The sequence below is a fragment of the Streptomyces sp. NPDC087263 genome, from assembly GCF_044744645.1.
Classification (GTDB): domain Bacteria; phylum Actinomycetota; class Actinomycetes; order Streptomycetales; family Streptomycetaceae; genus Streptomyces.
Genome location: NZ_JBIUYT010000004.1, coordinates 238,880 through 263,646 on the forward strand (window position 1 = coordinate 238,880; position 24,767 = coordinate 263,646).

The 24,767-nt window shown below is 69.8% G+C and carries 25 protein-coding genes; 14 read left to right on the forward strand and 11 right to left on the reverse strand.

Annotation, left to right across the window (positions count from 1 at the left end):
• Positions 1–77 precede the first annotated feature (77 nt).
• The gene (locus tag ACIPC1_RS14380) at positions 78–1,058 is read left to right on the forward strand and encodes an NAD(P)H-quinone oxidoreductase (protein ID WP_402516690.1); all 981 of its coding nucleotides are present in this window, start codon (positions 78–80) and stop codon (positions 1,056–1,058) included.
• Between the two features lie 269 nt (positions 1,059–1,327).
• Here ACIPC1_RS14380 and ACIPC1_RS14385 read toward each other — a convergent pair whose 3' ends face one another.
• Entirely contained in the window at positions 1,328–1,774 is a 447-nt protein-coding gene (locus tag ACIPC1_RS14385; protein ID WP_402516693.1) for a hypothetical protein, read from the reverse strand.
• A gap of 157 nt (positions 1,775–1,931) precedes the next feature.
• Between ACIPC1_RS14385 and ACIPC1_RS14390 the strand changes: the two genes are divergently transcribed.
• The gene (locus ACIPC1_RS14390; RefSeq protein ID WP_384377348.1) at positions 1,932–2,474 is read left to right on the forward strand and encodes a bacterial proteasome activator family protein; all 543 of its coding nucleotides are present in this window, start codon (positions 1,932–1,934) and stop codon (positions 2,472–2,474) included.
• A gap of 70 nt (positions 2,475–2,544) precedes the next feature.
• On the opposite strand, the gene ACIPC1_RS14395 is transcribed toward ACIPC1_RS14390, so the two are convergent.
• The gene (locus tag ACIPC1_RS14395) at positions 2,545–4,194 is read right to left on the reverse strand and encodes a protein kinase (RefSeq protein ID WP_402516695.1); all 1,650 of its coding nucleotides are present in this window, start codon (positions 4,192–4,194) and stop codon (positions 2,545–2,547) included.
• Positions 4,195–4,584: 390 nt separating this feature from the next.
• Between ACIPC1_RS14395 and ACIPC1_RS14400 the strand changes: the two genes are divergently transcribed.
• The gene (locus ACIPC1_RS14400) at positions 4,585–6,162 is read left to right on the forward strand and encodes a protein kinase (protein ID WP_402516698.1); all 1,578 of its coding nucleotides are present in this window, start codon (positions 4,585–4,587) and stop codon (positions 6,160–6,162) included.
• A gap of 88 nt (positions 6,163–6,250) precedes the next feature.
• Here ACIPC1_RS14400 and ACIPC1_RS14405 read toward each other — a convergent pair whose 3' ends face one another.
• From ACIPC1_RS14405 to ACIPC1_RS14415, 3 genes are all read right to left on the reverse strand, one after another.
• A complete protein-coding gene (locus ACIPC1_RS14405) occupies positions 6,251–7,309 on the reverse strand; it encodes a phosphotransferase (protein ID WP_402516700.1) in 1,059 nt (352 codons plus the stop codon).
• Between the two features lie 102 nt (positions 7,310–7,411).
• The gene (locus tag ACIPC1_RS14410) at positions 7,412–7,861 is read right to left on the reverse strand and encodes a pyridoxamine 5'-phosphate oxidase family protein (RefSeq protein WP_402516702.1); all 450 of its coding nucleotides are present in this window, start codon (positions 7,859–7,861) and stop codon (positions 7,412–7,414) included.
• Between the two features lie 95 nt (positions 7,862–7,956).
• Positions 7,957–8,625, reverse strand: a complete 669-nt coding sequence (locus ACIPC1_RS14415; RefSeq protein ID WP_402516705.1) for a response regulator — start codon at positions 8,623–8,625, stop codon at positions 7,957–7,959.
• A gap of 380 nt (positions 8,626–9,005) precedes the next feature.
• On the opposite strand from ACIPC1_RS14415, the gene pdhA reads away from it, so the two are divergent.
• Genes pdhA through ACIPC1_RS14430 form a run of 3 tightly spaced genes read left to right on the forward strand, consistent with a single transcriptional unit; the run spans position 9,006 to position 12,713 of the window.
• Positions 9,006–10,301 carry a pyruvate dehydrogenase (acetyl-transferring) E1 component subunit alpha gene (gene pdhA, locus ACIPC1_RS14420; protein WP_402516707.1) on the forward strand — a complete coding sequence of 432 codons (1,296 nt, stop codon included), beginning with the start codon at positions 9,006–9,008 and terminating at the stop codon, positions 10,299–10,301.
• On the forward strand, positions 10,298–11,278 hold the full coding sequence (locus ACIPC1_RS14425) for an alpha-ketoacid dehydrogenase subunit beta (protein WP_402516710.1): 981 nt from the start codon (positions 10,298–10,300) through the stop codon (positions 11,276–11,278). Before pdhA ends, ACIPC1_RS14425 begins: the two co-directional genes overlap by 4 nt.
• A 10-nt stretch (positions 11,279–11,288) precedes the next feature.
• The gene (locus tag ACIPC1_RS14430) at positions 11,289–12,713 is read left to right on the forward strand and encodes a dihydrolipoamide acetyltransferase family protein (protein ID WP_402516711.1); all 1,425 of its coding nucleotides are present in this window, start codon (positions 11,289–11,291) and stop codon (positions 12,711–12,713) included.
• 107 nt (positions 12,714–12,820) lie between these two features.
• Here ACIPC1_RS14430 and ACIPC1_RS14435 read toward each other — a convergent pair whose 3' ends face one another.
• Positions 12,821–13,297 (reverse strand): ATP-binding protein, encoded by a 477-nt coding sequence (locus ACIPC1_RS14435; protein ID WP_402516713.1) that lies wholly within the window; start codon positions 13,295–13,297, stop codon positions 12,821–12,823.
• A 260-nt stretch (positions 13,298–13,557) separates the two neighbouring features.
• Between ACIPC1_RS14435 and ACIPC1_RS14440 the strand changes: the two genes are divergently transcribed.
• From ACIPC1_RS14440 to ACIPC1_RS14450, 3 genes are all read left to right on the forward strand, one after another.
• Positions 13,558–14,439 (forward strand): helix-turn-helix domain-containing protein, encoded by an 882-nt coding sequence (locus ACIPC1_RS14440; protein ID WP_402516715.1) that lies wholly within the window; start codon positions 13,558–13,560, stop codon positions 14,437–14,439.
• A 5-nt stretch (positions 14,440–14,444) separates the two neighbouring features.
• On the forward strand, positions 14,445–14,648 hold the full coding sequence (locus ACIPC1_RS14445) for a DUF397 domain-containing protein (RefSeq protein WP_402516716.1): 204 nt from the start codon (positions 14,445–14,447) through the stop codon (positions 14,646–14,648).
• Positions 14,649–14,836: 188 nt separating this feature from the next.
• Positions 14,837–15,445, forward strand: coding sequence for a VanZ family protein (locus ACIPC1_RS14450; RefSeq protein WP_402516718.1), 609 nt, complete (start codon positions 14,837–14,839; stop codon positions 15,443–15,445).
• Between the two features lie 157 nt (positions 15,446–15,602).
• On the opposite strand, the gene ACIPC1_RS14455 is transcribed toward ACIPC1_RS14450, so the two are convergent.
• On the reverse strand, positions 15,603–16,499 hold the full coding sequence (locus ACIPC1_RS14455) for a D-alanyl-D-alanine carboxypeptidase family protein (RefSeq protein ID WP_402516721.1): 897 nt from the start codon (positions 16,497–16,499) through the stop codon (positions 15,603–15,605).
• Between the two features lie 205 nt (positions 16,500–16,704).
• Here ACIPC1_RS14455 and ACIPC1_RS14460 point away from each other — a divergent pair, with 205 nt between their 5' ends.
• Both ACIPC1_RS14460 and ACIPC1_RS14465 read left to right on the forward strand, forming a co-directional pair.
• The gene (locus ACIPC1_RS14460) at positions 16,705–17,397 is read left to right on the forward strand and encodes a GntR family transcriptional regulator (RefSeq protein WP_402516722.1); all 693 of its coding nucleotides are present in this window, start codon (positions 16,705–16,707) and stop codon (positions 17,395–17,397) included.
• Positions 17,394–18,692 carry a nitrate/nitrite transporter gene (locus ACIPC1_RS14465; protein ID WP_402516725.1) on the forward strand — a complete coding sequence of 433 codons (1,299 nt, stop codon included), beginning with the start codon at positions 17,394–17,396 and terminating at the stop codon, positions 18,690–18,692. The genes ACIPC1_RS14460 and ACIPC1_RS14465 overlap by 4 nt, the downstream gene beginning before the upstream one ends.
• Positions 18,693–18,790: 98 nt before the next feature.
• Here ACIPC1_RS14465 and ACIPC1_RS14470 read toward each other — a convergent pair whose 3' ends face one another.
• Positions 18,791–19,615 (reverse strand): maleylpyruvate isomerase family mycothiol-dependent enzyme, encoded by an 825-nt coding sequence (locus tag ACIPC1_RS14470; protein ID WP_402516726.1) that lies wholly within the window; start codon positions 19,613–19,615, stop codon positions 18,791–18,793.
• 154 nt (positions 19,616–19,769) lie between these two features.
• On the opposite strand from ACIPC1_RS14470, the gene ACIPC1_RS14475 reads away from it, so the two are divergent.
• The gene (locus tag ACIPC1_RS14475) at positions 19,770–20,564 is read left to right on the forward strand and encodes a carbon-nitrogen family hydrolase (protein WP_402516728.1); all 795 of its coding nucleotides are present in this window, start codon (positions 19,770–19,772) and stop codon (positions 20,562–20,564) included.
• Between the two features lie 5 nt (positions 20,565–20,569).
• On the opposite strand, the gene ACIPC1_RS14480 is transcribed toward ACIPC1_RS14475, so the two are convergent.
• A complete protein-coding gene (locus ACIPC1_RS14480; protein ID WP_402516730.1) occupies positions 20,570–21,064 on the reverse strand; it encodes an LURP-one-related/scramblase family protein in 495 nt (164 codons plus the stop codon).
• Positions 21,061–22,074, reverse strand: a complete 1,014-nt coding sequence (locus tag ACIPC1_RS14485; protein WP_402516732.1) for a helix-turn-helix domain-containing protein — start codon at positions 22,072–22,074, stop codon at positions 21,061–21,063. The genes ACIPC1_RS14480 and ACIPC1_RS14485 overlap by 4 nt, the downstream gene beginning before the upstream one ends.
• A 51-nt stretch (positions 22,075–22,125) precedes the next feature.
• On the opposite strand from ACIPC1_RS14485, the gene ACIPC1_RS14490 reads away from it, so the two are divergent.
• Positions 22,126–22,512: a cupin domain-containing protein gene (locus ACIPC1_RS14490; protein ID WP_402516734.1), complete on the forward strand. Its 387-nt coding sequence runs from the start codon at positions 22,126–22,128 to the stop codon at positions 22,510–22,512.
• A gap of 42 nt (positions 22,513–22,554) precedes the next feature.
• Positions 22,555–24,372, forward strand: a complete 1,818-nt coding sequence (locus ACIPC1_RS14495; protein ID WP_402516736.1) for an NHL domain-containing thioredoxin family protein — start codon at positions 22,555–22,557, stop codon at positions 24,370–24,372.
• A 79-nt stretch (positions 24,373–24,451) separates the two neighbouring features.
• Here the strand turns inward: ACIPC1_RS14495 and ACIPC1_RS14500 are convergent, their stop codons facing one another.
• Positions 24,452–24,697 carry a hypothetical protein gene (locus ACIPC1_RS14500; RefSeq protein ID WP_384377415.1) on the reverse strand — a complete coding sequence of 82 codons (246 nt, stop codon included), beginning with the start codon at positions 24,695–24,697 and terminating at the stop codon, positions 24,452–24,454.
• Between the last annotated feature and the right edge of the window lie 70 nt (positions 24,698–24,767).

Consider the following 24,767-nt stretch of genomic DNA (forward strand, 5'->3'; position numbering starts at 1 on the left):
GCGGTCCCTTTGCCTACGCCGTGCCTCTGCCGGAGGATCCGCGCATCCCCATTACCGCGAGGGGTAGCGTCCCCCTCATGTACGCGATCACGATTCCTGAACCTGGTGGGCCCGAGGCGCTGGTGTGGGACGAGGTCCCGGATCCGGTGGCCGGTCAGGGCGAAGTGCTGGTCGAGGTGGTGGCCAGCGCCGTCAACCGTGCTGACCTGCTGCAACGCCAGGGCCTCTACAACCCGCCGCCCGGCGCGTCCCCGTACCCCGGTCTCGAATGCTCGGGCCGCATCGTCGAGGTCGGCCCGGGTGTCTCGGGGTGGGCGGTCGGCGACGAGGTGTGCGCGCTGCTCTCGGGCGGCGGATACGCGCAGAAGGTCGCCGTTCCGGCCGGGCAGCTGCTGCCGGTGCCCGAGGGCATCGACCTCAGGCAGGCCGCCGCGCTGCCCGAGGTGACCTGCACCGTCTGGTCGAACGTCTTCATGGTGTCCCATCTCCGCCCCGCCGAGACCCTGCTCGTGCACGGCGGCTCCAGCGGTATCGGCACCATGGCGATCCAGCTGGCGAAGGCCGTCGGCGCGCGGGCCGCGGTCACGGCGGGCACCAAGGAGAAGCTCGACTTCTGTGCCGAGCTGGGCGCGGACATCCTGGTCAACTACCGCGAGCAGGACTTCGTCGAGGAGATCAAGCGGGCCACCGACGGCGCGGGCGCCGACGTCATCCTCGACAACATGGGCGCCAAGTACCTGGACCGGAACGTCAAGGCACTCGCCGTCAACGGGCGGCTCGCGATCATCGGCATGCAGGGCGGCATCAAGGGCGAGCTGAACATCGCCACCCTCCTCAACAAGCGCGCCGCCGTCACCGCGACCTCGCTGCGCATCCGTCCGCTGGGGGAGAAGGCGGCGATCGTCGCGGCCGTACGCGAGCATGTGTGGCCGCTGATCGCCTCCGGCCACGTACGCCCGGTCGTCGACCGTGAGCTGCCGATGAGCGACGCGGCGGAGGGCCACCGGGTGCTGGAGGGCAGCGGACACATCGGGAAGGTCCTGCTGGTCGCTCCCTAGGGAGCACCCTGCCCGGGAGAATCCAGCCGCGCGCCTCCCAAGGAGCGCGCTGCTCGGGAGTTTTTTCAGCCGGGCGTTTCTCAGGGCCTGCGCCGTTTGAGCGGTGTCAGTCGGGCGTATCTCGGGGAACGCGCCGTTTGAGCGGTGTCAGTCGGCGCTCCTCAGAAAGTGCGCCGTTTGAGCGGTGTCAGTCGGGCGCTTCTCAGGGAGCGTGCCGTCCGAGCGGTGTCAGCCGGGCGTTTCCCGGGGACTGCGCCGTCCGAGTGGTGTCAGCCGCGTCGGACCCGCAGAGCGAAGAACGCCAGTCCCAGACCCAGCCCGATGAGGATCAGCCCGCTGCCGAGCGGCACGATCTGGAGTACCGGCTCCGGGCTGCTTCCGGGGCGGCCGACGCTCTGCCGTACCGGGATCGCGGCCTCCTGCGGCGGCTCGGAGGCGGCGCTCGCCTCCGAGCGGCCGGGGACGGCGGGGTCGCGGTCCGTGTACGTCGGCTCCGCGGCCTCGGATTCCGGCTGCCGCCCGGGCTCCTCACGCCCGGGTCGCGCACGGCCCTCTCCCGGACGGCTCCCCGCACGGGAGGCATCGGCGCTGGGGTCGGGGGCGTACGAGGGGGCGTGTGAGACACGGTAGGGGGCTGCGTACGAAGGGGACGTCGCCCCGGTCGTCAGGGCCAGCAGCAGTCCCGCCACGCGCAGCGCACGGAGCCATGGAGTCACGCCGGTGACCCCCTCCCGGTGAGGAGTCCATGATCGGTCGGTCCAGCCTCACATGCCCCCTTTGCCCCGGCATCTCGGCTGCTCCCTCTGCTCTCGGCGTCCCTGCCGACGCGGGCCGGGGGGCGGCGCGGTGGACGGGTGCGAGACAATGGACGGCATGGAGATGCCGAGGAACGAACGGTCGCCGGAGAACCCTCAGATCCTGGTCCTGGGCCAGGACGGAATGACTCTCGGTGGCGCCGGAGACGAGGACTCCCGCGAGATCCCGGTGACGGAGATGGTGGAACAGCCCGCCAAGGTGATGCGCATCGGAAGCATGATCAAGCAGCTCCTTGAGGAGGTGCGCGCCGCACCTCTTGACGAAGCCAGCCGTGTCCGGCTCAAGGAGATCCACGCGAGTTCCGTGAAGGAACTGGAGGACGGCCTGGCCCCCGACCTGGTCGACGAGCTGGAGCGGCTCTCCCTTCCGTTCACGGACGAGGCGATTCCCTCCGACGCCGAACTGCGCATCGCGCAGGCACAGTTGGTGGGCTGGCTGGAAGGCCTCTTCCACGGGATCCAGACCACCCTCTTCGCTCAGCAGATGGCGGCGAGGGCCCAACTGGAGTCGATGCGCCGCGCCCTTCCGCCGGGCGCCGGTGGCGCGGAGGGAGACGAGGACCCCCGCACGGGCGGCCGCTCGGGCGGACCGTACCTGTAGCCCCCGACGGCGACACCCGGACAACGAAACGGGCCCGGCACGAAAGTGCCGGGCCCCACTCGTACCTGGATCAGGACGGATCGCCCGTCGACACCTTGAGCTCGATCTCGGGCATGTCCTTCGGGTCGACGTCCGTGCCCTCGGAGGGGAACTGGTCCATGACCGTGCCCTCGCCGTACGTGTTCTCGTCGACGTATTCGATCTTCATCTGCCAACCCGCGGCCTGGAAGCAGGACTTGACCGACTGGAGGTACTTCAAGGAGAAGTTGGGGACCTGGATTTTGGTCTCGTCGTTGTACGACTCCTCCGGCTCCGTGCACTTCTCCGTCTCGATGGTCTTCGTCGTGTCCGGCCCCTTGTGGCTCGCCACCACAGAAGGCGACTGGCTGGCCTCGCTGCCGCCGCCACTGCTGCCGCCGAGCCCGCCGTACAGCGCCAGCGCCGCGATCAGGCCGCCGACCGCGACGACCGCGACCACGATCGAGCCGACGACAACCCCCCTGGCGCTCTTGTGGCCGCCCCCGGAGCCGCCCGGCTGGGGAGTCGCGTACTGGGGCGTCAGGTTGTACGGCGGAGGGGTCGAGAGGCCCTGCTGCGGGGAGTACGCCGAGGTCCCCGGCGGTGTCGGATAGCCGCCCTGCTGCGGATAGCCGTACGACGGAGCCGGAGCGGGGTGCGGAGTGGGTGCCGGGGTCGGCGGACCGTAGGGACCCGGCTGGTAGGGCGACTGGACCGGACCCGGTGCCGGAGCGGCCTGGTCGACGGGCGGGAAGACCGCGGAGCCGACGCCCGCGCCGCTCGACGTACGGGCGCCCGGCACGATGCTCGGCGCGGCGGCGTGCAGCGACTGGGCCACGCGCAGGCACTCTTCGCGCATCGCCTCGGCGCTGGGAAACCGCTCGTTCGGGTTCTTCTTCAGCGCGCGGGCGACCAGCGCGTCCACGGCCGGCGGCAGCGAGCGGTTGACCGAGGAGGGCGCGACCGGCTCCTCCTGGACATGCGCGTACGCGATGGCCAGCGGCGAGTCCGCCTCGAACGGCAGCCGCCCGGTGGTGAGTTGGAAGAGCATGATGCCGACCGAGTACAGGTCGGATCTGGCGTCCACGGCTCTGCCGAGGGCCTGCTCCGGCGAGAGGTACTGCGGTGTGCCGACGACCATGCCGGTCTGGGTCATCGAGGTGACACCGGACTGCATGGCGCGGGCGATGCCGAAGTCCATGACCTTGATGACGCCGCGTTTCGTCGTCATCACGTTGCCCGGCTTGATGTCCCGGTGGACCAGGCCCATCTCGTGGCTGATCTCCAGGGCGGCCAGCACATCCGCGGTGATCTTGAGCGCCTTGTCCGCGGGCATGGCGCCGTACTGCGCGATGTCCTGGTCGAGCACCGAACCGAGCGGGCGGCCCTCGACGTACTCCATGACGATGTACGGCGTCGTCATGCCGTCCAGGACGTCCTCGCCGGTGTCGAAGACCGAGACGATGTTCGTGTGCGTGAGCTTCGCCACCGACTGGGCCTCGCGGCGGAACCGCTCCCGGAAGGCCTGCTCGCGGCCGAGTTCGGTGTGCAGCGTCTTGATGGCGACCTGGCGGTCGAGCACCGAGTCGTACGCGAGATGGACCGAGGCCATGCCGCCCTCGCCGAGCAGATCACGCAGTTGGTAGCGGCCGCCGGCGACCGCACGCCCCGCGTACCGGCCCTGTGCGCCGTCCTGGCTCATCTTCTGCGTCCCCCATCGGCGCGGCGGGAGCAGCTGGTCGCCCCCGCGGTCCGTGACTCGATTGTCGTGATCGACGGTGTGATCTGCCCGGTGATCGGCCGGTGTTCAGTGATCGACTGGCTCATTCCCGGCCAAGTCTGCCCGAGGGCACTGACACGTCAAGTTCGGTGCCCGTTCCGTGACCGTCTGAGAAAGAAGCGTCGCGGAAGCGTTACAGGTGCCCTACGGCCGGTACACAGGATTTGCACGTGGGTACCCGCGACGGGTTGGATGGCCGATCCATCCCACTTCCGTCTCGGACCGGAGCCTTGCGCAGAGCCTGTAGCGTGGCCCGACGGAGACCGTGACAACCACCGCGCAGACCGCGGGCAGAAACGACGGCGAGGACTGATGGCACAGCAGCAGCGCGCTCAGGGCCCGTCCGACCCCGAGGCGACTGGCGGCGGTATGTCGGATGCGCCGGAGCTGTGGGGTAACGGCGGGCTGGTCGGCGACGGCCGGTATCGGCTGACCCACAGACTGGGCCGAGGCGGCATGGCCGAGGTGTTCGCGGCCGAGGACGTACGCCTGGGGCGCACCGTCGCGGTCAAGCTGCTCCGCTCCGACCTGGCCGAGGACCCGGTCTCCAAGGCCCGCTTCACCCGCGAGGCCCAGTCGGTCGCCGGTCTCAACCACCACGCGGTCGTCGCCGTGTACGACTCCGGCGAGGACGCGGTCGGCTCCCGCATCGTCCCGTACATCGTGATGGAGATCGTCGAGGGCCACACGATCCGCGATCTGCTGATCAACGCCGAGGCCCCCGGGCCCGAGCAGGCGCTGATCATCGTCTCCGGTGTCCTGGAGGCGCTCGCCTACTCGCACCAGCACGGCATCGTGCACCGCGACATCAAGCCGGCGAACGTGATTATCACGGAGACCGGCGCGGTCAAGGTGATGGACTTCGGCATCGCACGCGCCCTGCACGGCGCGCAGTCGACGATGACCCAGACCGGCATGGTCATGGGCACGCCGCAGTACCTCTCCCCCGAGCAGGCGCTCGGCAAGGCCGTCGACCACCGCTCCGACCTGTACGCGACGGGCTGCCTGCTCTACGAACTCCTCGCGCTGCGGCCCCCGTTCACCGGTGAGACGCCGCTGTCGGTCGTCTACCAGCACGTACAGGACATCCCGGTGCCCCCGTCCGAGGTCTCCGACGCGGCGCCGCCGGAGCTCGACGGGCTGGTCATGCGCTCCCTGGCGAAGGAGCCGGACGACCGGTTCCAGACCGCCGAGGAGATGCGCGGGCTCGTCCAGTACGGGCTTCAGATGCTGTACGACCAGGGCAGCCACACCGGCACCTGGAACACCGGCCCTGTCGACATGCACGGCGGTCCGCGTACTCCGCCGGGAGGCTACGCCGGCACGGCCGCGCTGCCGCATCCCGGCGACTCCGGCACCTCGCAGATCCCGCAGCCGATCCTGCCGAGCGGATACGGCGGCGGGGACGACGGCGGTTTCGAGGGGCACGGCAACAAGGGCGGCGGCCGCGGCAAGCTGTGGATCCTCGCGGTCCTCGCGGTGATCGCCATCGCGGCGGGTGTCGCGTTCGCGCTCAGCAGCGCCGGTGGCGGTGGCGGCGGGGCCGGCACGTCGACGTCGCCCACGGCGTCGACGTCGTCCACCGAGGGCAGCGATTCCAGCGCGACGCCCAGCGATGAGCCCACGGACACCTCCACCGACGACTCGACGGACAACGGCAACACCACGGGCTCCGGCTCGCAGTACACGCCCTCGTACACGCCGTCGCCGAGTTACAGCAGCGAGCCGTCGAACGAGCCCTCGGGCGAGCCGAGCGAGACGGCGCCGACCACCACGGAGCCGACGGACGAGCCGACCACCACGGAGCCGACGGACCCGGCGACGACGCAGCCGACGGACCCCGGAGGCGTCACCGGCGGCCCCCCTGGCGGCTTGGCCGGCGGCAACTGACCCGGCGAGCGAAACACCCTCCTTACGCGCGCGTGCGGCTCCACAACGGGCTCCACGCGCGCGTGCCGTGTGCCGCCGGACGCCGGGATCACCCCGCGAACGCCTCGCGCACCGCCTCGTACTCCCGTGTCCACCACACCGCCAGCGCCGAAGCCGCCGGGAACTGTGGATCGGCGCGGGTGTCCCCGCGCTCGTAGTGCCAGCGCAGTATCCAGAAGTCGTTGAGGCGCTCCCACCACACCCGGTGCACGGCTGCGGTGAGTTCGGAGGGGGTGGCGTCCGCGGTACGCCGGTACGCGCGCGCGTAGGCCCGCACTTTCGTCAGGTCGAGTGCGCCGACGGGCCGTACGAAGAAGATCACCGCGGCGCGTACCGCCTCCTCGGCGCGGGGCTGGACGCCCAGCCGGTCCCAGTCGACGATCGCGGCCGGTTCGCCGTCGCGGTAGAGCAGGTTGAACGGGTGGAAGTCGCCGTGCACCCAGCCCACCGAGGCGGCCTGCGGAGGCCGCCGGTCGGCATGCCGTTCCAGCAGGGCGCGCCGTTCCAGGAGCCGGTGCCGGGCCAGTTCGTCGAAGGCGTCGGACGGGCGGTGGCGGCGTACCCGGGTGAGCAGGTGGTCGATGAGCGCGAAGGTGTCGGCGGGGTCGGCGCCGTCGGCCGGGGCGGCACCGGGCGACGGAGCGGCGCCGTCGGCCGGGGCGGCTCCTTCGGCCGGTTTCGCCGAACCGCGTCCCTGCGCCGGCATCACCTGCTCCAGGCTCGCGTGGACGACGCCCAGGAGGGCGCCCAGCCGCGCGCACTGCTCAGTGGTGAGCTGGCCGCCGTGCCGGTGCCGTCCGTCGACCCACGGGTGCAGTGCGTACGCGTGGCCCCCGACGACGGCGACCGTGCGGCCGTCGGTGCCGGTCAGCGGCGGGGCGACGGGGACGCCGAGGTCGGCGAGGCGCTGGGTCGCCCGGTGCTGGCGGGCGATCGCGGCGGGGTCGGCGGTCTCGGGGTCGAAGTGGTGCTTGAGGAAGTACCGGCCGCGGGTGGTGCAGAGCCGGTAGCCGCGGTTGAGCAGCCCCTGGTCGACGGGTTCGCAGGTCAGCGCGGACCCGGCGGCGTACTGGCGGAGGAGGGCGCCCAGAGGGGGCGCGTGAGACATAGGGGGTGGTACAGGAGAGCGCGGCACGCGGCAGATGCTAAAGCACGAAAGGGCCTCTGACCTCGGGTTTGTCACACACAGTCGTCCTGCTCGCAACATCGGTCACAGAACGTGCTGGAACCGCCGTTCCAGGCCACCGTCCGTCGCGTGCACGGTGCAGAACTGCGGCTCGATGCCCAGGTAGACCGGCTCGTAGGGCTCGCCGTCCACGAGACGCGGCGCGGGGCCGAAGCGCTCCAGCTGGACCTCGGTCGGCTCTAGGGTCTCGCACTGGCCCACGATCTGCGCGGTCCACAGGCCCTCGCCCGGCCGCGCGGAGTTCAGGTTGTCGGTGCCGTACGCGACGATGCTGTCGGCACACGCCAGGTGGTAGCCGAGGTTCCGGGGCATCCGCAGCAGGACGCGGCCGTCGGCCACGATGTGCCGGGCGAACGCGAGGAAGGGCAGTGCGCGCAAGCTGGTGGCCATCCGGCCGTAGTCGGTGCGGCCGATCAGTTCCACGGCGAACCGCTCGTCGATGGGCTGCTCGTTGGCCGGCTGTGCGTCGGGCATACGACCAATTTCCGGCACCCGGAGGACCGGAAAAAGGGCCACCCGCCCTCTGTAGGGGGGCCATAAGTCCCGAATGACCCCCCAGTGGGCGAGCACTACTGACGCTGCTCCTGCTCCACCTGGAGGCGCGCCACGTACGCCGCCGCCTGGGACCGCCGCTCCATCCCCAGCTTGGAGAGCAGACTCGACACATAGTTCTTGATCGTCTTCTCGGCGAGATGCAGCCGTTCGCCGATCGCGCGATTGGTGAGCCCCTCGCCGATCAGATCGAGGATCCTGCGCTCCTGCTCGGTGAGGTGGCCCAGCTTGTCCTCGCTCTTGGTGGCGCCGCCGTCGCGCAGCCGCTCCAGGACGCGGGCGGTGGCCTCGGGGTCGAGCAGGGACTTCCCGGCGGCGACCTCACGTACGGCCGTGAGCAGTTCGTTGCCGCGGATGGCCTTGAGGACATAGCCCGAGGCGCCCGCCATGATCGCGTCGAAGAGGGCCTCGTCGTCGGCGTACGAGGTCAGCATCAGGCACTTGATGTCCGGGTCCTGGGAGCGGATCTCGCGGCAGACCTCCACGCCGCTGCCGTCCGGGAGCCGTACGTCCAGGACGGCGACGTCCGGGCGGGTGGCCGGAATCCGTACCAGCGCGTCGGCGGCCGTGCCGGCCTCGCCGACCACCTCGATGTCGTCCTCCCCGGAGAGCAGCTCGTGGACGCCGCGTCGGACCACTTCGTGGTCGTCGAGGAGAAATACGGTGATTTTCCCGTTTTCGCGCACGCTGTCAGTGTCACACAGGACCATTGGCCCTGCCCCGGAGTGAACTCTTCCCGTGCCTGGGGTGACCGGGATAACGTGCCGGTGTTCCGGCCCCCTGCAAGGCTGTTACCAGTGCTGTGACCAGCGGCTGTTCCCGACCGACGCGACGTACTTGGACGCCCGACTGAAAAGTAGTTGGAAATCCGAGTAAAAACGCAGGTCAGGAGCGGTCTCACAGAATTGTGAGGCACTGGGTAACGTGGCTGTTGCAGGGCGCTCGCCGGGGCACCTGTCACGTCTGTTCCCGGCCGAGTGCACCCACCCCGTGCACGGGTACTGGAGCAGGCGAGCCGCACTGGCCCACCGGCAACCCCGGGGGCCGGACCGACGGAGGAGTACACGTGACCGTGGAGAGCACTGCCGCGCAGAAGCCGCGACGCAGCGCCGGTACGAAGAGCGCCGCAAGCACCGGCACGACCGGTTCGAAGAGCGCCGCAAGCACCGGCACGACCGGTTCGAAGAGCGCCGCAAGCACCGGCACGACCGGGACGAAGCGCGCCGCGAGCACCGGTGCCAAGCGCGCCGGCGTCAAGAAGTCACCGGGCGCCGACCCCGAACTCATTCAGCTGCTGACCCCCGAGGGCAAGCGGGTCAAGGACGCCACGTACGACCCGTACGTCTCCGACATCACCCCCGAGGAGCTGCGCGGCCTGTACCGGGACATGGTGCTGACCCGCCGCTTCGACGCCGAGGCCACTTCCCTTCAGCGCCAGGGCGAGCTGGGCCTGTGGGCCTCGCTGCTCGGCCAGGAGGCCGCCCAGATCGGCTCCGGGCGCGCCACCCGCGAGGACGACTACGTCTTCCCGACCTACCGCGAGCACGGCGTCGCCTGGTGCCGCGGGGTGGACCCGACCAACCTGCTCGGCATGTTCCGCGGTGTGAACAACGGCGGCTGGGACCCGAACACCAACAACTTCCACCTGTACACGATCGTCATCGGCTCGCAGACCCTGCACGCCACCGGCTACGCCATGGGCATCACCAAGGACGGCGCCGACTCGGCCGTGATCGCGTACTTCGGGGACGGTGCCTCCAGCCAGGGCGACGTCGCCGAGTCGTTCACCTTCTCCGCCGTCTACAACGCCCCCGTGGTGTTCTTCTGCCAGAACAACCAGTGGGCCATCTCCGAGCCGACCGAGAAGCAGACCCGCGTCCCGCTCTACCAGCGCGCGCAGGGCTACGGCTTCCCCGGCGTCCGCGTCGACGGCAACGACGTCCTCGCCTGCCTGGCCGTCACCAAGTGGGCTCTTGAGCGGGCCCGCCGCGGCGAGGGCCCCACCCTCGTGGAGGCGTTCACCTACCGCATGGGCGCGCACACCACCTCCGACGACCCGACCAAGTACCGGGCCGACGAGGAGACCGAGTCCTGGCAGGCCAAGGACCCGATCCTGCGCCTGCGCAGCTATCTCGAGGCCTCAAACCACGCGGACGAGGGATTCTTCGCGGAACTCGAAGCCGAGAGCGAGGCGTTGGGCAAGCGAGTACGCGAAGTCGTACGGGCCATGCCGGACCCGGACCACTTCGCCATCTTCGAGAACGTGTACGCGGACGGGCACGCGCTCGTCGACGAGGAGCGGGCCCAGTTCGCCGCCTACCAGGCGTCGTTCGCGGACGAAGGGGAGGACAAGCAGCGATGACCGCGGAAAAGATGGCGCTGGCCAAGGCGATCAACGAGTCGCTGCGCAAAGCCCTGGAGACCGACCCCAAGGTCCTGATCATGGGCGAGGACGTCGGCAAGCTCGGCGGTGTCTTCCGGGTGACCGAGGGACTCCAGAAGGACTTCGGCGAGGACCGGGTGATCGACACCCCGCTCGCCGAGTCGGGCATCGTCGGCACGGCGATCGGCCTCGCGCTGCGCGGCTACCGCCCGGTCGTGGAGATCCAGTTCGACGGTTTCGTCTTCCCCGCCTACGACCAGATCGTCACGCAGCTCGCGAAGATGCACGCGCGGGCGCTCGGCAAGATCAAGCTCCCCGTCGTCATCCGCATTCCGTACGGCGGCGGGATCGGCGCGGTCGAGCACCACTCGGAGTCCCCCGAGGCGCTGTTCGCGCACGTGTCGGGCCTGAAGGTGGTCTCCCCGTCGAACGCGTCCGACGCCTACTGGATGTTGCAGCAGGCCATCCAGAGCGACGACCCGGTGATCTTCTTCGAGCCGAAGCGACGGTACTGGGACAAGTCCGAGGTCAACACGGAGGCGATCCCCGGACCCCTGCACAAGGCGCGGGTGGTGCGCGAGGGCACCGACCTGACGCTGGCGGCGTACGGCCCGATGGTGAAGGTGTGCCTGGAGGCCGCGGCGGCCGCCGAGGAGGAGGGGAAGTCGGTCGAGGTCCTGGACCTGCGGTCGATGTCCCCGCTCGACTTCGACTCCGTGCAGGTGTCGGTGGAGAAGACGCGTCACCTGGTGGTGGTGCACGAGGCGCCGGTGTTCCTCGGCACGGGCGCGGAGATCGCCGCCCGGATCACCGAGCGGTGCTTCTATCACCTGGAGGCGCCTGTCCTGCGGGTCGGCGGCTATCACGCGCCGTATCCGCCGGCACGCCTGGAGGACGAGTATCTTCCGGGCCTGGACCGGGTGCTCGACGCCGTCGACCGCTCGCTTGCGTACTGAGGAGAGGGTCGTGACGACGATGACTGAGAAGGCGTCGGGGCTCCGCGAGTTCAAGATGCCCGATGTGGGCGAGGGACTCACCGAGGCGGAGATCCTCAAGTGGTACGTCCAGCCCGGCGACCAGGTCACCGACGGACAGGTGGTCTGCGAGGTCGAGACGGCGAAGGCGGCCGTGGAGCTGCCCATTCCGTACGACGGTGTGGTGCGCGAACTCCGTTTCCCCGAGGGGACGACGGTGGACGTCGGCCAGGTGATCATCGCGGTGGAGGTGGCAGGAGGAGCCGCCCCGATCGAGGAGGCCCCCGCGGCACCGGTCGAAGCGCCCGCCGCCGAGCAGCCCAAGCCCGAGGGCCGCACGCCGGTCCTCGTCGGCTACGGCGTCGCCGTGTCCTCCACCAAGCGCCGCCCCCGCAAGGGCGCCGAGGTTCCGGCCCAGGCGGCCGAGCCGGTCTACGCGGCTTCGGCGATCCAGGCCGTCCAGGCCGAGCTGAACGGACACGGGCACTCCGCGTCCGCGGCGGCCCGTCCGCTGGCCAAGCCCCCGGTCCGCAAGCTCGCCAAGGACCTCGGCGTCGACCTGGCGACGATCCGTCCGGCCGGCCCGGACGGCATCATCACGCGCGAGGACGTGCACGCGGCGGTGGCACCGGCGCCGACGGCTCCGGAGCCGGTCGTCCAGCAGCCCGTGGCCGCTCCTGTCCGGACCGCGGCGCCCGTCGCCTCGTACGACGCGGCGCGCGAGACCCGTATCCCGGTCAAGGGTGTCCGCAAGGCCACGGCCGCGGCGATGGTCGGTTCGGCGTTCACCGCGCCGCATGTCACCGAGTTCGTGACGGTGGACGTGACGCGCACGATGAAGCTCGTCGAGGAGCTCAAGCAGGACAAGGATCTCGCCGGTCTGCGGGTGAACCCGCTGCTCCTGATCGCCAAGGCCCTGCTGGTCGCCATCAAGCGCAACCCGGACATCAACGCGTCCTGGGACGAGGCCGGTCAGGAGATCGTCCTCAAGCACTACGTGAACCTGGGCATCGCGGCCGCCACCCCGCGCGGCCTGCTCGTCCCGAACATCAAGGACGCGCACACCAAGACCCTGCCGCAACTGGCCGAGTCACTGGGTGAGTTGGTGGCCACCGCCCGCGAGGGCAAGACCTCCCCGACCGCGATGCAGGGCGGCACGGTCACCATCACCAACGTCGGCGTCTTCGGCGTCGACACCGGCACGCCGATCCTCAACCCCGGCGAGTCCGCGATCCTCGCCGTCGGCGCCATCAAGCTCCAGCCCTGGGTCCACAAGGGCAAGGTCAAGCCCCGCCAGGTCACCACGCTGGCGCTGTCCTTCGACCACCGGTTGGTGGACGGGGAGTTGGGCTCCAAGGTGCTGGCAGATGTGGCGGCGATCCTGGAGCAGCCGAAGCGGCTGATTACTTGGGCGTGACCCGAGAACCCCGGGCTGTCGTCCGTGAAGAGTCCCGTCGGCGAATCCGTTCGGTTCGGTGAGACGTCTTTGCCAAGGGGTAATTGAGTCCCAGTGACACGCCGCGCCTACGGCGTGTCACTGGGACTCGCGGCACGACCGCTGCCTTCCTCGGCACCATTCAGTTCCGCCCAGACCGTCTTGCCCACGGTGAGGTTCTCGACGGCCCAACGGCTGGCGAGCACGCGGACGATGAGCAGGCCTCGCCCGAACTGGTCGCCTTCCTGTGCCGTGCGGGGCTCCGGCAGGCGCTCGCCCTTCGGATCGGTGACGGCGATCCGTAACACCTGACCGATGAGCGACGTCTCCACGCGGAACAGCCGGTCCCGCAGACACCCATGCAACAGCGCGTTCGTGCACAACTCGCTTGCCAGCAGTGCCGCGTCACCGGCTGCGCCGGGATGACCCCACTCGGCGGCGAGGTGGGCCACCCGTCTGCGCGCGCGGGGGATGCTCTGCGGATACGGGGTGTAGCTGACGGCGTCGTAGCGGTCGGGCCTGTGCGGATGGTTCTTGTGGCGGTCGGGGTCGCAGGAGCCGGTCATGGGCGCACCTCCTTGTGCGGGGCGGGTGCCCGGGCGGCTGCCAGGTGGGTGGGGGGAGGTGGCTCAGCCGTACGGCCCTGGGGTGGGCAGCGCGGTGCACTTCCGCCAACTGGTGTCGCTGGGTGGGCGAGTGAGTACTGAAGGTAGCGGGGTGAGTGGGTGGCCATCAAGTGTGAGGCCATAGATTTCTACTCGAACTTGCTTGCTCGCGGTGCGGCGACAGCACAGACTGTGGCCAACTCGGTTGGAGGGAACGCGGGATGGCGGGCAGGAACCCTGATCGCGGCGTGTCCGTGTCGACAGTGCTGGCGCGTCGACTGGGAGGCGAGCTGCTGCGCATGCGCGAGGCGTGCGAGATGCGCCAGGCGCACGCGGCCGACGCCTTGTCGGCCTCGGTGGCCAAGGTCGCCAAGATGGAGCGCGGCCTGGTGCCGATCCGTGACCCGGACATCCGTGCGCTGTGTCACCTGTATGGCGAGACCGACGAGACGGTGGTCGAGAGGCTGCTGACGCTTGCGCGGACGGACCGCGAAAGACGCAAGGCCCACGGTTGGTGGAACCAGTACCCGCAGCTTCCTGCAATGGTCGAGTACGTGGCTCTGGAGGACATTGCTACCAGCATCCGTACCTGGCAACTCGCCCTCATCCCCGGTCTGTTGCAGACACCGGACTATGCGCGGGCCGTGGCGGTCGGAGCCGGCTCATGGGAGGACCCGAACGAGATCGAGCCCTTCGTGGAGGCGAGACTGGCCCGTCAGGCGCGCCTGCGGTCGGACCGCCCATTGGAGCTCTGGGCGGTGATGCACGAGGGGGCATTGCGCCAACTCGTCGGTGGCCGTGAGGTGATGAGGGAACAACTGGGGCATCTGCTGGATCTGGCTCGCACAGACACGGTGAAGGTGCAGGTCCTACCTCGGCTGGCGGGCGCGAGTCCGGGCATGATCGGGTCCTTCAGCATTGTCTCGTTCGCTGAACCCGGAGCCCTGGACGTCGTACACATGGACGTACCCTCTTCTACGCTCTGGTTGGAGAGCGAGGAGGACGCTGCTCGGCACGGCCGAATCTTCGACCGCATCGCGCGGGTCGGGCTGGCGGAGCGCAACGCCCTTGAGCTGATCGAAGCCATTCGCAAGGAGATGTAGGCCCGGTGACCGAGTTCGCGTTCGAGTTCGTCAAGTCCAGCTATAGCGGTGGAGACGCCGGACAGGAGTGCGTCGAAGTCGCCCCCAACATCCCCGGCACCGTCGCCGTCCGTGACTCCAAGGACGCGGACGGGCCGATACTCCGCCTTGCCCCCTCCGCCTGGGCGGCGTTCGCCGGGTTCGCTGCCGCACGCGCTCCGTTGCCGTAGGGGCCCGCTGACCGCTCGCATCCGATCGAAGCACTCACGCAGGCGACGCCAGCTCTCTCGCCTTCCGTCCGTGCGGATCTGCACGCCGACCTGCCGAGCGTCGAGATGCCTGTATCCCGGTTACGGAGTCTGGGCAGGGCACGGCAGGGCATGGGGAGACGCAGGGGCCCGTTTTCGGGGGGCTCGCTGTGACGATCTTTCGAAAGGGCGTCATGGGCAGGGCTTTTAGTCATTACGCGGATGAGCTGGCCGCAGCTCTCCTTGTCGGGGTTCCCGTCTGCATCGCAACGGCATGGCTGCTGCACACATTCATCCTGCGCCACAAGTCAGGAAGGGCGTCCTGGCGTTTGGCCGTGCTGGACGGCCTCTTGGCGGCTTCCGTTCTGCCGTTTCTCTACGCCACTCTTTCCCAGGGGTACGGAACTGGGCGGACGTTGAGTCTGATTCCTTTCGATGAACTTTCCTCGTCGCTCGGGACCACTCAGATGGCACTGTCAGGGGTGACGTTGCTGAACATCGGCGGAAACGTGGCTCTGTTGTTCGCTTTTGGCTTGCTCCTTCCGCTTCGAAGCCGATGGTGCTCGGGCTTCGGACGGGTTGCCATGGTCACCGCGCTGTTGTCCACGGGCGTGGAGGCGGCACAGTATGTGCTGGATGTTGGACGGGTGTCGTCGGTGGACGATGTCCTCATCAATGTCGTGGGTGCCATGGCCGGCGCCCAGGTGAGCCGACGGTGGTGGCTTTCGCGTCGTCATGAGTTTCAGGACGCCTCGATCCCGGCGACCGTCTCTCCTTGACACACCACGGCGGGCGGCTCGCGCATCGCCCCTTCGCCGCCGATCGCGTCGGCCCGGGACGTGGTGGGCGCATGGAGGGGGCCTGCCGCTCGTACGCGGCAGGCCCCCTCCCGTATGCCTGAAATGCCTGTATGCCTGAAATCCCTGAAGCTACCGGCTACTTGGCGAAGGCGTAGTTCATGAGCTTCTTCGCGTCCGACTCACGGGCGGGGATGGACGTGGAGGCGAGGACCGTGCCGATGACGGTCTTGCCGTTGCGGGTGGCCGCGAAGACGAGGCAGTACTTGGCCTCGGGGCCGGAGCCGGTCTTCACGCCGATCATGCCGCTGTAGCCGCTCAGCAGCGACTTGTTGGTGTTCTCCCAGGTGTAGTTGCGGTAGCCGCCGCTCTTGGTGGTGACCTTCTGCGTGGTGGTCTTCGTCTTCACGACCGTCTTGAACGTGGAGTTCTTCATCGCGCTGCTGGCGATCTTCGTCAGGTCCTTCGGCGTCGAATAGTTGGAGCCGTTGCCGATGCCGTCGAACGAGTCGAAGTGCGTGTTCGTCAGGCCGAGGTTCTTGGCGGCCGTGTTCATCTTGCCGATGAACGACTTCACGCGGGCCGCACGCGTCGTGCCCGTGCCGAACTTGTCGGCGAGCGCGTACGCGGCGTCACAGCCGGACGGCAGCATCAGCCCGTAGAGGAGCTGACGGACGGTGACCTTGTCGCCGACGATCAGGTGGGCGGACGAGGCGGTGTTCGTCACGATGTAGTCGCTGTACGCCTGCTGGATCGTGACCTTGGCGTCCAGGTTGAGGTTCGACTGCGCGAGCACGACCTTGGCGGTCATGATCTTGGTGGTGGAGCCGGTGGAGAGGCGGGTGTCCGCCTTCTTGGTGTACAGGGAGGTGCCTGTGCTGTTGTTCATCACGTAGCCGCCCTTGGCGGCGATCGTGGGTGTGGTGAGGGCCTGTGCGGGAGCCGCGCTGAGGGCTCCGGTCGCGATCATGGCGCCGGTCGTGACGACTACGGCGGCAGCTCTGCGGACGCGCGTGCCCTTAATGCCGGTTATCAAGTTTCCTACCCCGATTACGTTAAATGCCCAAGGAGCGCGGCTACATGGAAGTGCCGCCTCTCGTGTGACACGTAAGTGGACCGAATGGTTGTGCGCTTTCTTGGAGAACTTCGCGCGTGTGTCCGAGGGGCCGCGTCCGGCGTAGGGGCGTCCGCATTCTGGAAGGGGCGCGACGATGCGTACGTGTTGTATCTATGCTGTGCGCATGTCCTCCGCCCCGTCCCCCGCAGCCACCCCGACCGTGCCGGTGCCCGCTCCTGCGAAACAACCCCCCGCCGCCGAGCGCGTCTACGCGCACGTCAAGCAAGGTGTCCTGGAACGCCGTTACGAGGGCAGCACGCTGCTCACCGAGGGCGAGCTCGCCGAGGCCGTGGGGGTCTCGCGCACGCCGGTGCGCGAGGCGCTGCTCCGGCTGGAGGTGGAGGGGCTGATCAGGCTCTACCCGAAGAAGGGTGCGCTCGTCCTGCCCGTCTCCGCGCAGGAGATCGCGGACGTGGTGGAGACCCGGCAGCTCGTCGAGGGACACGCGGCGCGCAAGGCCGTACCGGCATCGCCGCGGCTCATCGCCCGCCTGGAGGAGCTGCTCGCCGAGCAGAAGGAGCAGGCCGCCGCCGGGGATCTGGCCGCCGCGGCCGTCACCGACCGCTGTTTCCACGCCGAGATCGTCCGCAGCGCCGGCAACGAGATCCTCTCCCGGCTCTACGACCAGCTCCGCGACCGGCAGTTGAGGATGGGCGTCGCCGTGATGCACGCCCACCCCGACCGGATCACCAAGACGCTCAGCGAGCACGAGCAGATTCTCTCGGCGCTGCGCTCCGGTGACGCGGAGGAGGTCGTCGGCCTCATCCATCGGCACGTCAGCTGGTTCTCCAACCTGGCGCGGGGCGAGGTCCGATGAGTTCCCCGGCCACGCTGCCCGGGGATCCGCCCGGCGGTCGGCGCGCCATCGCCGTCTGGAGCGTCGGCGTCTCCGTCTACTTCGTCGCCGTGATCTTCCGTACGTCGCTGGGGGTGGCCGGCCTGGACGCGGCGGACCGCTTCCACATCAACGCCTCCGCCCTCTCCACCTTCTCGATCCTCCAGCTCCTCGTCTACGCGGGCATGCAGATACCCGTGGGCCTGCTGGTCGACCGTCTCGGCACCAAGAAGGTGCTGGCCATCGGCGCGGTGCTGTTCACGGCAGGTCAGTTGGGCTTCGCGTTCTCCCCCTCGTTCGGGACGGCGCTCGCCTCGCGCGCGCTCCTTGGCTGCGGCGACGCGATGACCTTCATCAGCATCCTGCGGCTCGGTACCCGGTGGTTCCCCGCCCGGCGCGGGCCGCTCGTCGCACAGCTCGCCGGTCTGGTGGGGATGGGGGGCAACCTCGTCTCGACGCTGGTGATCGCCCGGCTGCTGCACGGGGTCGGATGGACGGCGGCGTTCGCGGGCAGCGCGGGCGCCGGTGTCGTGGTCCTCGTCCTCATGCTGCTGTTCCTGAAGGACCACCCCGAGGGGCACGAGCCGGAGCCGTTCCCGCACCAGGGCGCCCCGTACGTCCGGCGCCAGATCGCGGCGTCCTGGCGGGAGCCCGGCACCCGGCTCGGGATGTGGGTGCACTTCACCACCCAGTTCCCGGCGATGGTGTTCCTGCTCCTGTGGGGGCTGCCGTTCCTCGTCGAGGCGGAGGGACTGTCCCCGGCCTCCGCCGGTGACCTGCTGACGCTCGTCGTGCTGTCCAACATGGTCGTCGGACTGGTGTACGGGCAGATCGTCGCCCGGCATCACGCGGCCCGGCTTCCGCTGGCGCTCGGCACGGTGGCCGCGACGGCGGTCGTCTGGGCGGGGGTGCTGGTGTACCCCGGGGAGTACGCGCCCACCTGGGTGCTGGTCGTGCTGTGCACGGTGCTCGGGGCCTGCGGGCCCGCTTCCATGCTGGGGTTCGACTTCGCCCGGCCGGCGAATCCGCCCGAGCGGCAGGGGACCGCGTCCGGGATCACCAACATGGGCGGCTTCGTCGCCTCCATGATCACGCTGCTCGCGATCGGTGTGCTGCTGGACGCGACCGGTGGCAGTTACCGGCTCGCCTTCTCCGTCGTGTTCGTGCTTCAGGCGGTGGGCCTGAGCCAGATCTTCCGGTTGCGGAAGCAGGCGGCTCGCAGGGAGCGGGAGCGGTTGGTTGCCAGCCGGGTGGAGACGGTGCACGTTCCGGCGTAGGGGGTCGTGGGTTTCGCCCCCTACGCCCCTACCCGTCCCCCGTTCCTGGTGGTCCGCCCCGGACCCCGCTCCTCAAACGCCGCCGGGGCTCAAACCACCTACCGGGTGACCGTGAAGTTCCGGAGGATCGCCGTCGTCAGTTCCGGGTCGCCCTCCGTCTTGATGCGGTCGGCGACCGCGTCGGGTGTCACGCGTCCGCAGGCCAGACGGTGATAGGTCTCCCAGTCGAGGGTGAGGGTGGCGGCCGGGCCCAGCGAGGGCGCGCCGTCTATCGTGCCGTGGCCGTCGGCGTCGACGCGGACCGTGCGGAGGAACTCCACCGGCCCGTGGACATCGATGACGACCGCCGAATTCGCGGGCGCACCCGCGTCCTTGGCGACCACTTTCGGGAGAGCGGCGAGAAGCTCGTCGCGCGCGATGTAGGCGCCCGGGGAGTCGAGGTCGCCGGGCCGGCCGAGGGCGGCGCGGAGGTCCTGCTCGTGCACCCACACGTCGAACGCATGGTTGCGCATGGCGTGTTCGAGGGTGACCTCGGTGCTGAGGGGGCCACGCATCTTGGTGTCGGGCTGCCTGTTCTCGTTCCGCAGCTGGCGGTTGCGGCGGATGATCATGTACTCCAGCTCGGAGGTCATCTCGGGCGCCGTGTGGTGACGGCGTACGTCGACCTGCATCTCCGTGTACCGCTGGTGTTCGTTCGTCACGTGGTACAGGTCGCGCGGGAGCGTGTGGATCGGCCGGGGGTCGCCGAGCATCTCGGAGTCGAGGCCGATGACGTGCGAGACGAGGTCGCGCACCGACCAGCCCGGGCAGGGCGTCCGCCTGTTCCACTCGCCTTCCACGAGCGGCGACACCAGTTCGGATATCGCTTCGATCGACTGGGTCCAGGCGTCGGCGTAGGACTGAAGGCTGGGATGCAGACTCACGGAACGGGACCCCTCGGGCGATTGGACGCGGGCAGTGCACAGGCAGCGGGTGTCTTGGGACGCTAAGTTACGCTGCTGTGAGGCACCCCGGCAGTGCTTTGGTGTGACGATCGTAGGCCCGTATCAACGGCTCGAATGCCAGGACGGTGGTACTGTGCGCGCCTCTATCCTCCAAGTCGACGTAAAAGACACCGAATCCGTTGATTCACGGCGCACGAGGGTGGCGGGTCTGGTACGGGAGCAGGCCGGCGCCGACCTTGTCGTACTGCCCGAGCTGTGGACCACGGGGGCGTTCGCGTACGAGGAGTTCGGCGCGGAGGCCGAGCCGCTGGTGGGGCCCACGTACGAGCTGATGGCGAAGGCTGCGAGCGACGCGGGCGTGTGGCTGCACGCAGGCTCGATCCCCGAGCGTGACCCCGACGGGCCCCTCTACAACACCTCCCTCATCTTCTCGCCCACCGGTGAACTGGCCGCCGCCTACCGCAAGATCCACCGCTTCGGCTTCGACAAGGGCGAGGCCGTGCTGATGGGGGCCGGGTCCGAACTGGTGACCGTCCGCCTGCCGGAGACCACCCTCGGCATCGCCACCTGCTACGACCTCCGCTTCCCCGAACTCTTCCGCGCACTCGTCGACGCGGGCGCCGAGACCCTCGTCCTGGCGGCCGGCTGGCCCGAGCGCCGCCGCTCCCACTGGACGCTGCTCGCCCAGGCCCGTGCCGTTGAGAACCAGGCGTACGTCCTTGCCTGCGGAACGGCCGGTACGCACGCCGGAGTTCCCCAGGCCGGGCACTCCATCGTGGTCGACCCATGGGGCGAGGTCCTCGCCGAGGCGGGCTCCGGCGAGGAGGTCCTCACGGTGGAGTTCGACCCGGCGAGGGTCGCGTCGACGCGCGAGCAGTTCCCGGCGCTGAAGGACCGGTTGCTGGGGCTGGAAGTCCCCCGCCGCTGATTCGGTCAGTCCTCCCCGCGTTCCTTCTCCGCCAGGTGGATCACGCACACGGCCACCGCGATCACCAACGCCGGATCCGCGTCCTCCCGTACGACGTCCACGCCGTATGTCTCGCGGACGTGCAGCCAGCGGCGGGAGATCTGGGCGAGGAGTTCGTTGTCGTAGTCGACGGCGAACTCGCGGTCGAGGATCTTGCCGCTGACGTCGAGTTCGGTGCCGTCCACCAGGGACACCCGGTAGTGGTTGCGCAGCAGCGACAGCCGCTTGCGTTTGATCGTCGCGAGCGGGTCCCCGTCACGTTCGATGATCATCGTGTCGCGCAGGGCGAGCATTTTCCGGTGGATGTCGATGAGGACGCGCCCCTGCGTGTCCTTCAGCTCGAAGGTGTCCCGCAGCCGCATGGCCTTGCCGTCGACGAGGAAGACCTTGTTGCCGTGGTCGTCCTCGATCCAGTAGTCGTCACCGAAGCCGAGGAGCCGGTCGCGTACGAGGTATCTCATGCCCTCACCGGTTCCCCGGCAGGCGGTCCGAAACGCCGCCGGTAGGCCGACGGGCTGAGTCCGGTCGCGCGCCGCACCCGCTCCCGCAGGTTCGCCGCGGTCCCCAGACCGCTGCGCTCCGCGACGACGTCCAGCCGCTCCTCCCCGCGCTCGATGAGCCGGCAGGCCAGCGCGACGCGCTCCCCGGTGAGCCACGCCAAAGGGGTCGTGCCGAGCTGGGCCCGGAAGCGCCGGTGCAGCGTGGCCGGGCTGACCGCCGCACGCGCCGCGAGGTCCGCGACCGTGAGCGGTTCGCCGATCCGCCGCTGTGCCCACGCCAGCAGCGGGGCGAGCGACTCGTCCGGTACGTCGGGCACGGGCCGCTCGACGAACTGCCGCTGCCCGCCGTCGCGGTGAGCGGCGAACACGAGCCGCCGGGACACCGCGTTGGCGATCTCGGCGCCGTGGTCGCGCCGCACGAGGTGCAGCCCGAGATCCAGTGCGGCCGCACTGCCGGCCGCCGTCAGCACATCGCCTTCGTCCACGAAGAGCACGTCGGGCTCCAGCAGGACCTTCGGATGGAGCTCGCGGAAGGAGTCCGCCCAGCGCCAGTGGGTGGTCGCCCGGCGCCCATCGAGCAGCCCGGCCTCGGCGAGCGCGAAAGTGCCGGTGCAGAAGCTCACGATCCGGGTGCCGCGCGCATGGGCGCGCCGGATGGCGTCGCGCACGGCGGCGGGGCGCGGTACGACGTTGTCGGGACGGCCGGGCACGATCAGTGTGTCCGCGCAGTCCACCGCGTCGAGCCCCGGCAGGCCGGCCAGGGTGAGGAACCCGTGGTTCATCCGCACGCCGGGCGTGGGGCCGCACAGGGTCAGCTCGTAGAGCGGCACCGGCCGGCCGAGTTCGGGCCGCGGCAGCCCGAACAGCTCGGTCGCGACGCCGACCTCGAAGGGGTTCGTGCCCTCGTCGATGATCACGGCGACCCGGTGCGGCCGGGTCGGGGGTGCGTGCTGAGAGGATCCTTGCGGCATGTGCGATTTCTAGCACTCGTACGGAGACCCGGCACCCCGGACGATGAGGACATGGACCCGATCTCCCTGGACAAGGCCCTGTCCTCCTTCACCGACCTGTGGAGCCCCCGCATCGTCACCGCCGTCAACGACTACGACGTACGCGTGGCCAAGGTCGAGGGCGAACACGTCTGGCACGTGCACGACCACACCGACGAGTTCTTCCTGGTCGTCGACGGCGAGCTGCACATCGCGCTCCGGGAGGCGGCCGGCGAGCGGACCGTCGTCCTCCCCAAGGGCTCCGTCTTCACCGTCCCGCGCGGCACCGAACACAGGCCGGCCGCCCCCACCGGCGCCTCGATCCTGCTGTTCGAACCCACCGGCACCCTCACCGTCGGCGACCGCCACGACGAGATCCCCGAGCACGTGGACACGACGACCGGCCACGCCCTTCACTAGGTCCTTTCCGGCCGGACGGGGCCTAGTGGCACCCTTGACCCCATGGCAGACTCCGCAACCCGTCGCGTCCGTGTCCGCGCCCCCGAGCTGATCGGCAAGGGCGGCTGGCTGAACACGGGAGGTGAGCAGTACACACTTGCTGACCTGCGGGGACGCATCGTCGTTCTCGACTTCTGGACCTTTTGCTGCGTGAACTGTCTGCACGTCCTGGACGAGCTGCGGGAGCTGGAGGAGAAGCACCGGGACACGGTGGTGATCATCGGGGTGCACTCGCCGAAGTTCGCCCACGAGGCCGAGCACCGGGCCGTGGTCGACGCCGTCGAGCGGTACGGCGTCGAGCACCCGGTCCTCGATGATCCCGAGCTCGCGACCTGGAAGCAGTACGCCGTACGCGCCTGGCCGACGCTCGTCGTGATCGACCCCGAGGGGTACGTCGTCGCGCAGCACGCCGGAGAGGGGCACGCGCACGCGATCGCACGGCTCGTCGAGGAACTGGAGTCCGAGCACGCCGCGAAGGGGACCCTACGACGCGGCGACGGGCCGTACGTGGCGCCCGAGCCCGAGCCGACCGTGCTCCGCTTCCCCGGCAAGGCGCTGGCCCTCCCGGGCGGAAACTTCCTGGTCAGCGACACGACCCGGCATCAGCTGGTGGAACTGGCGGCGGACGCCGAGACCGTCGTACGGCGGCTCGGATCCGGTGTACGAGGGTTCACGGACGGCGGGGCCGCGCGGGCCGCGTTCAGCGAGCCGCAGGGGCTGGCGCTGCTCGACGACGGGTCGGTGGTCGTCGCCGACACCGTGAACCACGCCCTGCGCCGACTCGACCTCGCGACCGGCGAGGTCACCACCCTCGCGGGCACGGGGCGCCAGTGGTGGCAGGGGTCGGCGGTCGCCGGGCCCGCGCGCGAGGTCGACCTCTCCTCACCGTGGGACGTCGCCGTGTTCGGCGGACGGGTGTGGATCGCGATGGCCGGCGTGCACCAGCTGTGGGTGTACGACCCCGCGGAGGGGACCGTCGCCGTCGCGGCCGGTACGACCAACGAGGGCCTCGTCGACGGTCCCGGCCCCGAGGCCTGGTTCGCCCAGCCGTCCGGGCTCGCCGCCACCGCCGACCGGCTCTGGCTGGCCGACGCCGAGACCTCCGCGCTGCGCTGGGTCGACCTCGACGGAGCCGTGCACACCGCCGTCGGCACCGGGCTCTTCGACTTCGGGCACCGGGACGGTCCCGCCGAACAGGCGCTGTTCCAGCACCCGTTGGGGGTCACCGCCCTTCCCGACGGCTCGGTCGCCGTCAGCGACACCTACAACCACGCGCTGCGCCGCTACGACCCCGCCACCGGCGAAGTGACCACCCTGGCAACCGACGTGCGGGAGCCGAGCGACGCCGTGCTCGTCGGGGACGACATCGTGGTCGTCGAGTCCGCCCGGCACCGGCTGACCCGGCTGCGGCTTCCCGAGGAGGCCGTACGGGTCGAGTCGGTCGCCCACCGCACCCAGCGCGCGGCGACCGAAGTCGCCCCGGGGGCACTCAAGTTGGACATCATCTTCCAGGCCCCGGCGGGCCAGAAGCTGGACACCCGGTACGGCCCGTCCACCCGGCTGCTCGTCTCCTCGACCCCGCCCGAGCTACTGGTGGTGGGCGAGGGCGCGGGAACTGATCTTTCCCGCGCCCTGGAGCTGAACCCCGCCGTCACGGAGGGCGTCCTGCACGTCTCCGCGATGGCCGCGTCCTGCGACGACGATCCGGCCAACGAGTACCCGGCCTGCCACGTCCATCAGCAGGACTGGGGCGTCCCGGTCCGCCTCATCGAGGGCGGGACGGACCGGCTGCCGCTGGTCCTCGCGGGGATGGACGGCTGACGTATCGGTCGGGACGGACCCCTGGCGTATCGGCCGGGACGGACGCCTGACCTGCGCGCCCTGTCCCAAGTGGCCTGACTCAGCCGCCGTACCCGTCGCGGTAGCTGCCCCGGTGGGGACGTTCCTCGTCGATCACCGGGGCGCTGGGCTGCATGACCACGCGCCTGCGCCTGGCCATGCTGCTGAACGTGGCCACCCCGATCAGTCCGACGATCATGAAGATGAGACCGACCAGATCGAGGTTGACCCCCTGCATGTCCCAGTCGGTCGCGAACGTGAGGATCGCTCCTGCGGCGATCAGAATGATGCATCCGCCCAGGCCCATGGGTGTCGCCTCCCTGCATTCAACTCGGCGTCGTTCTGGCCAACTCCGGGTACCCGCAGTGGAGCTGGAC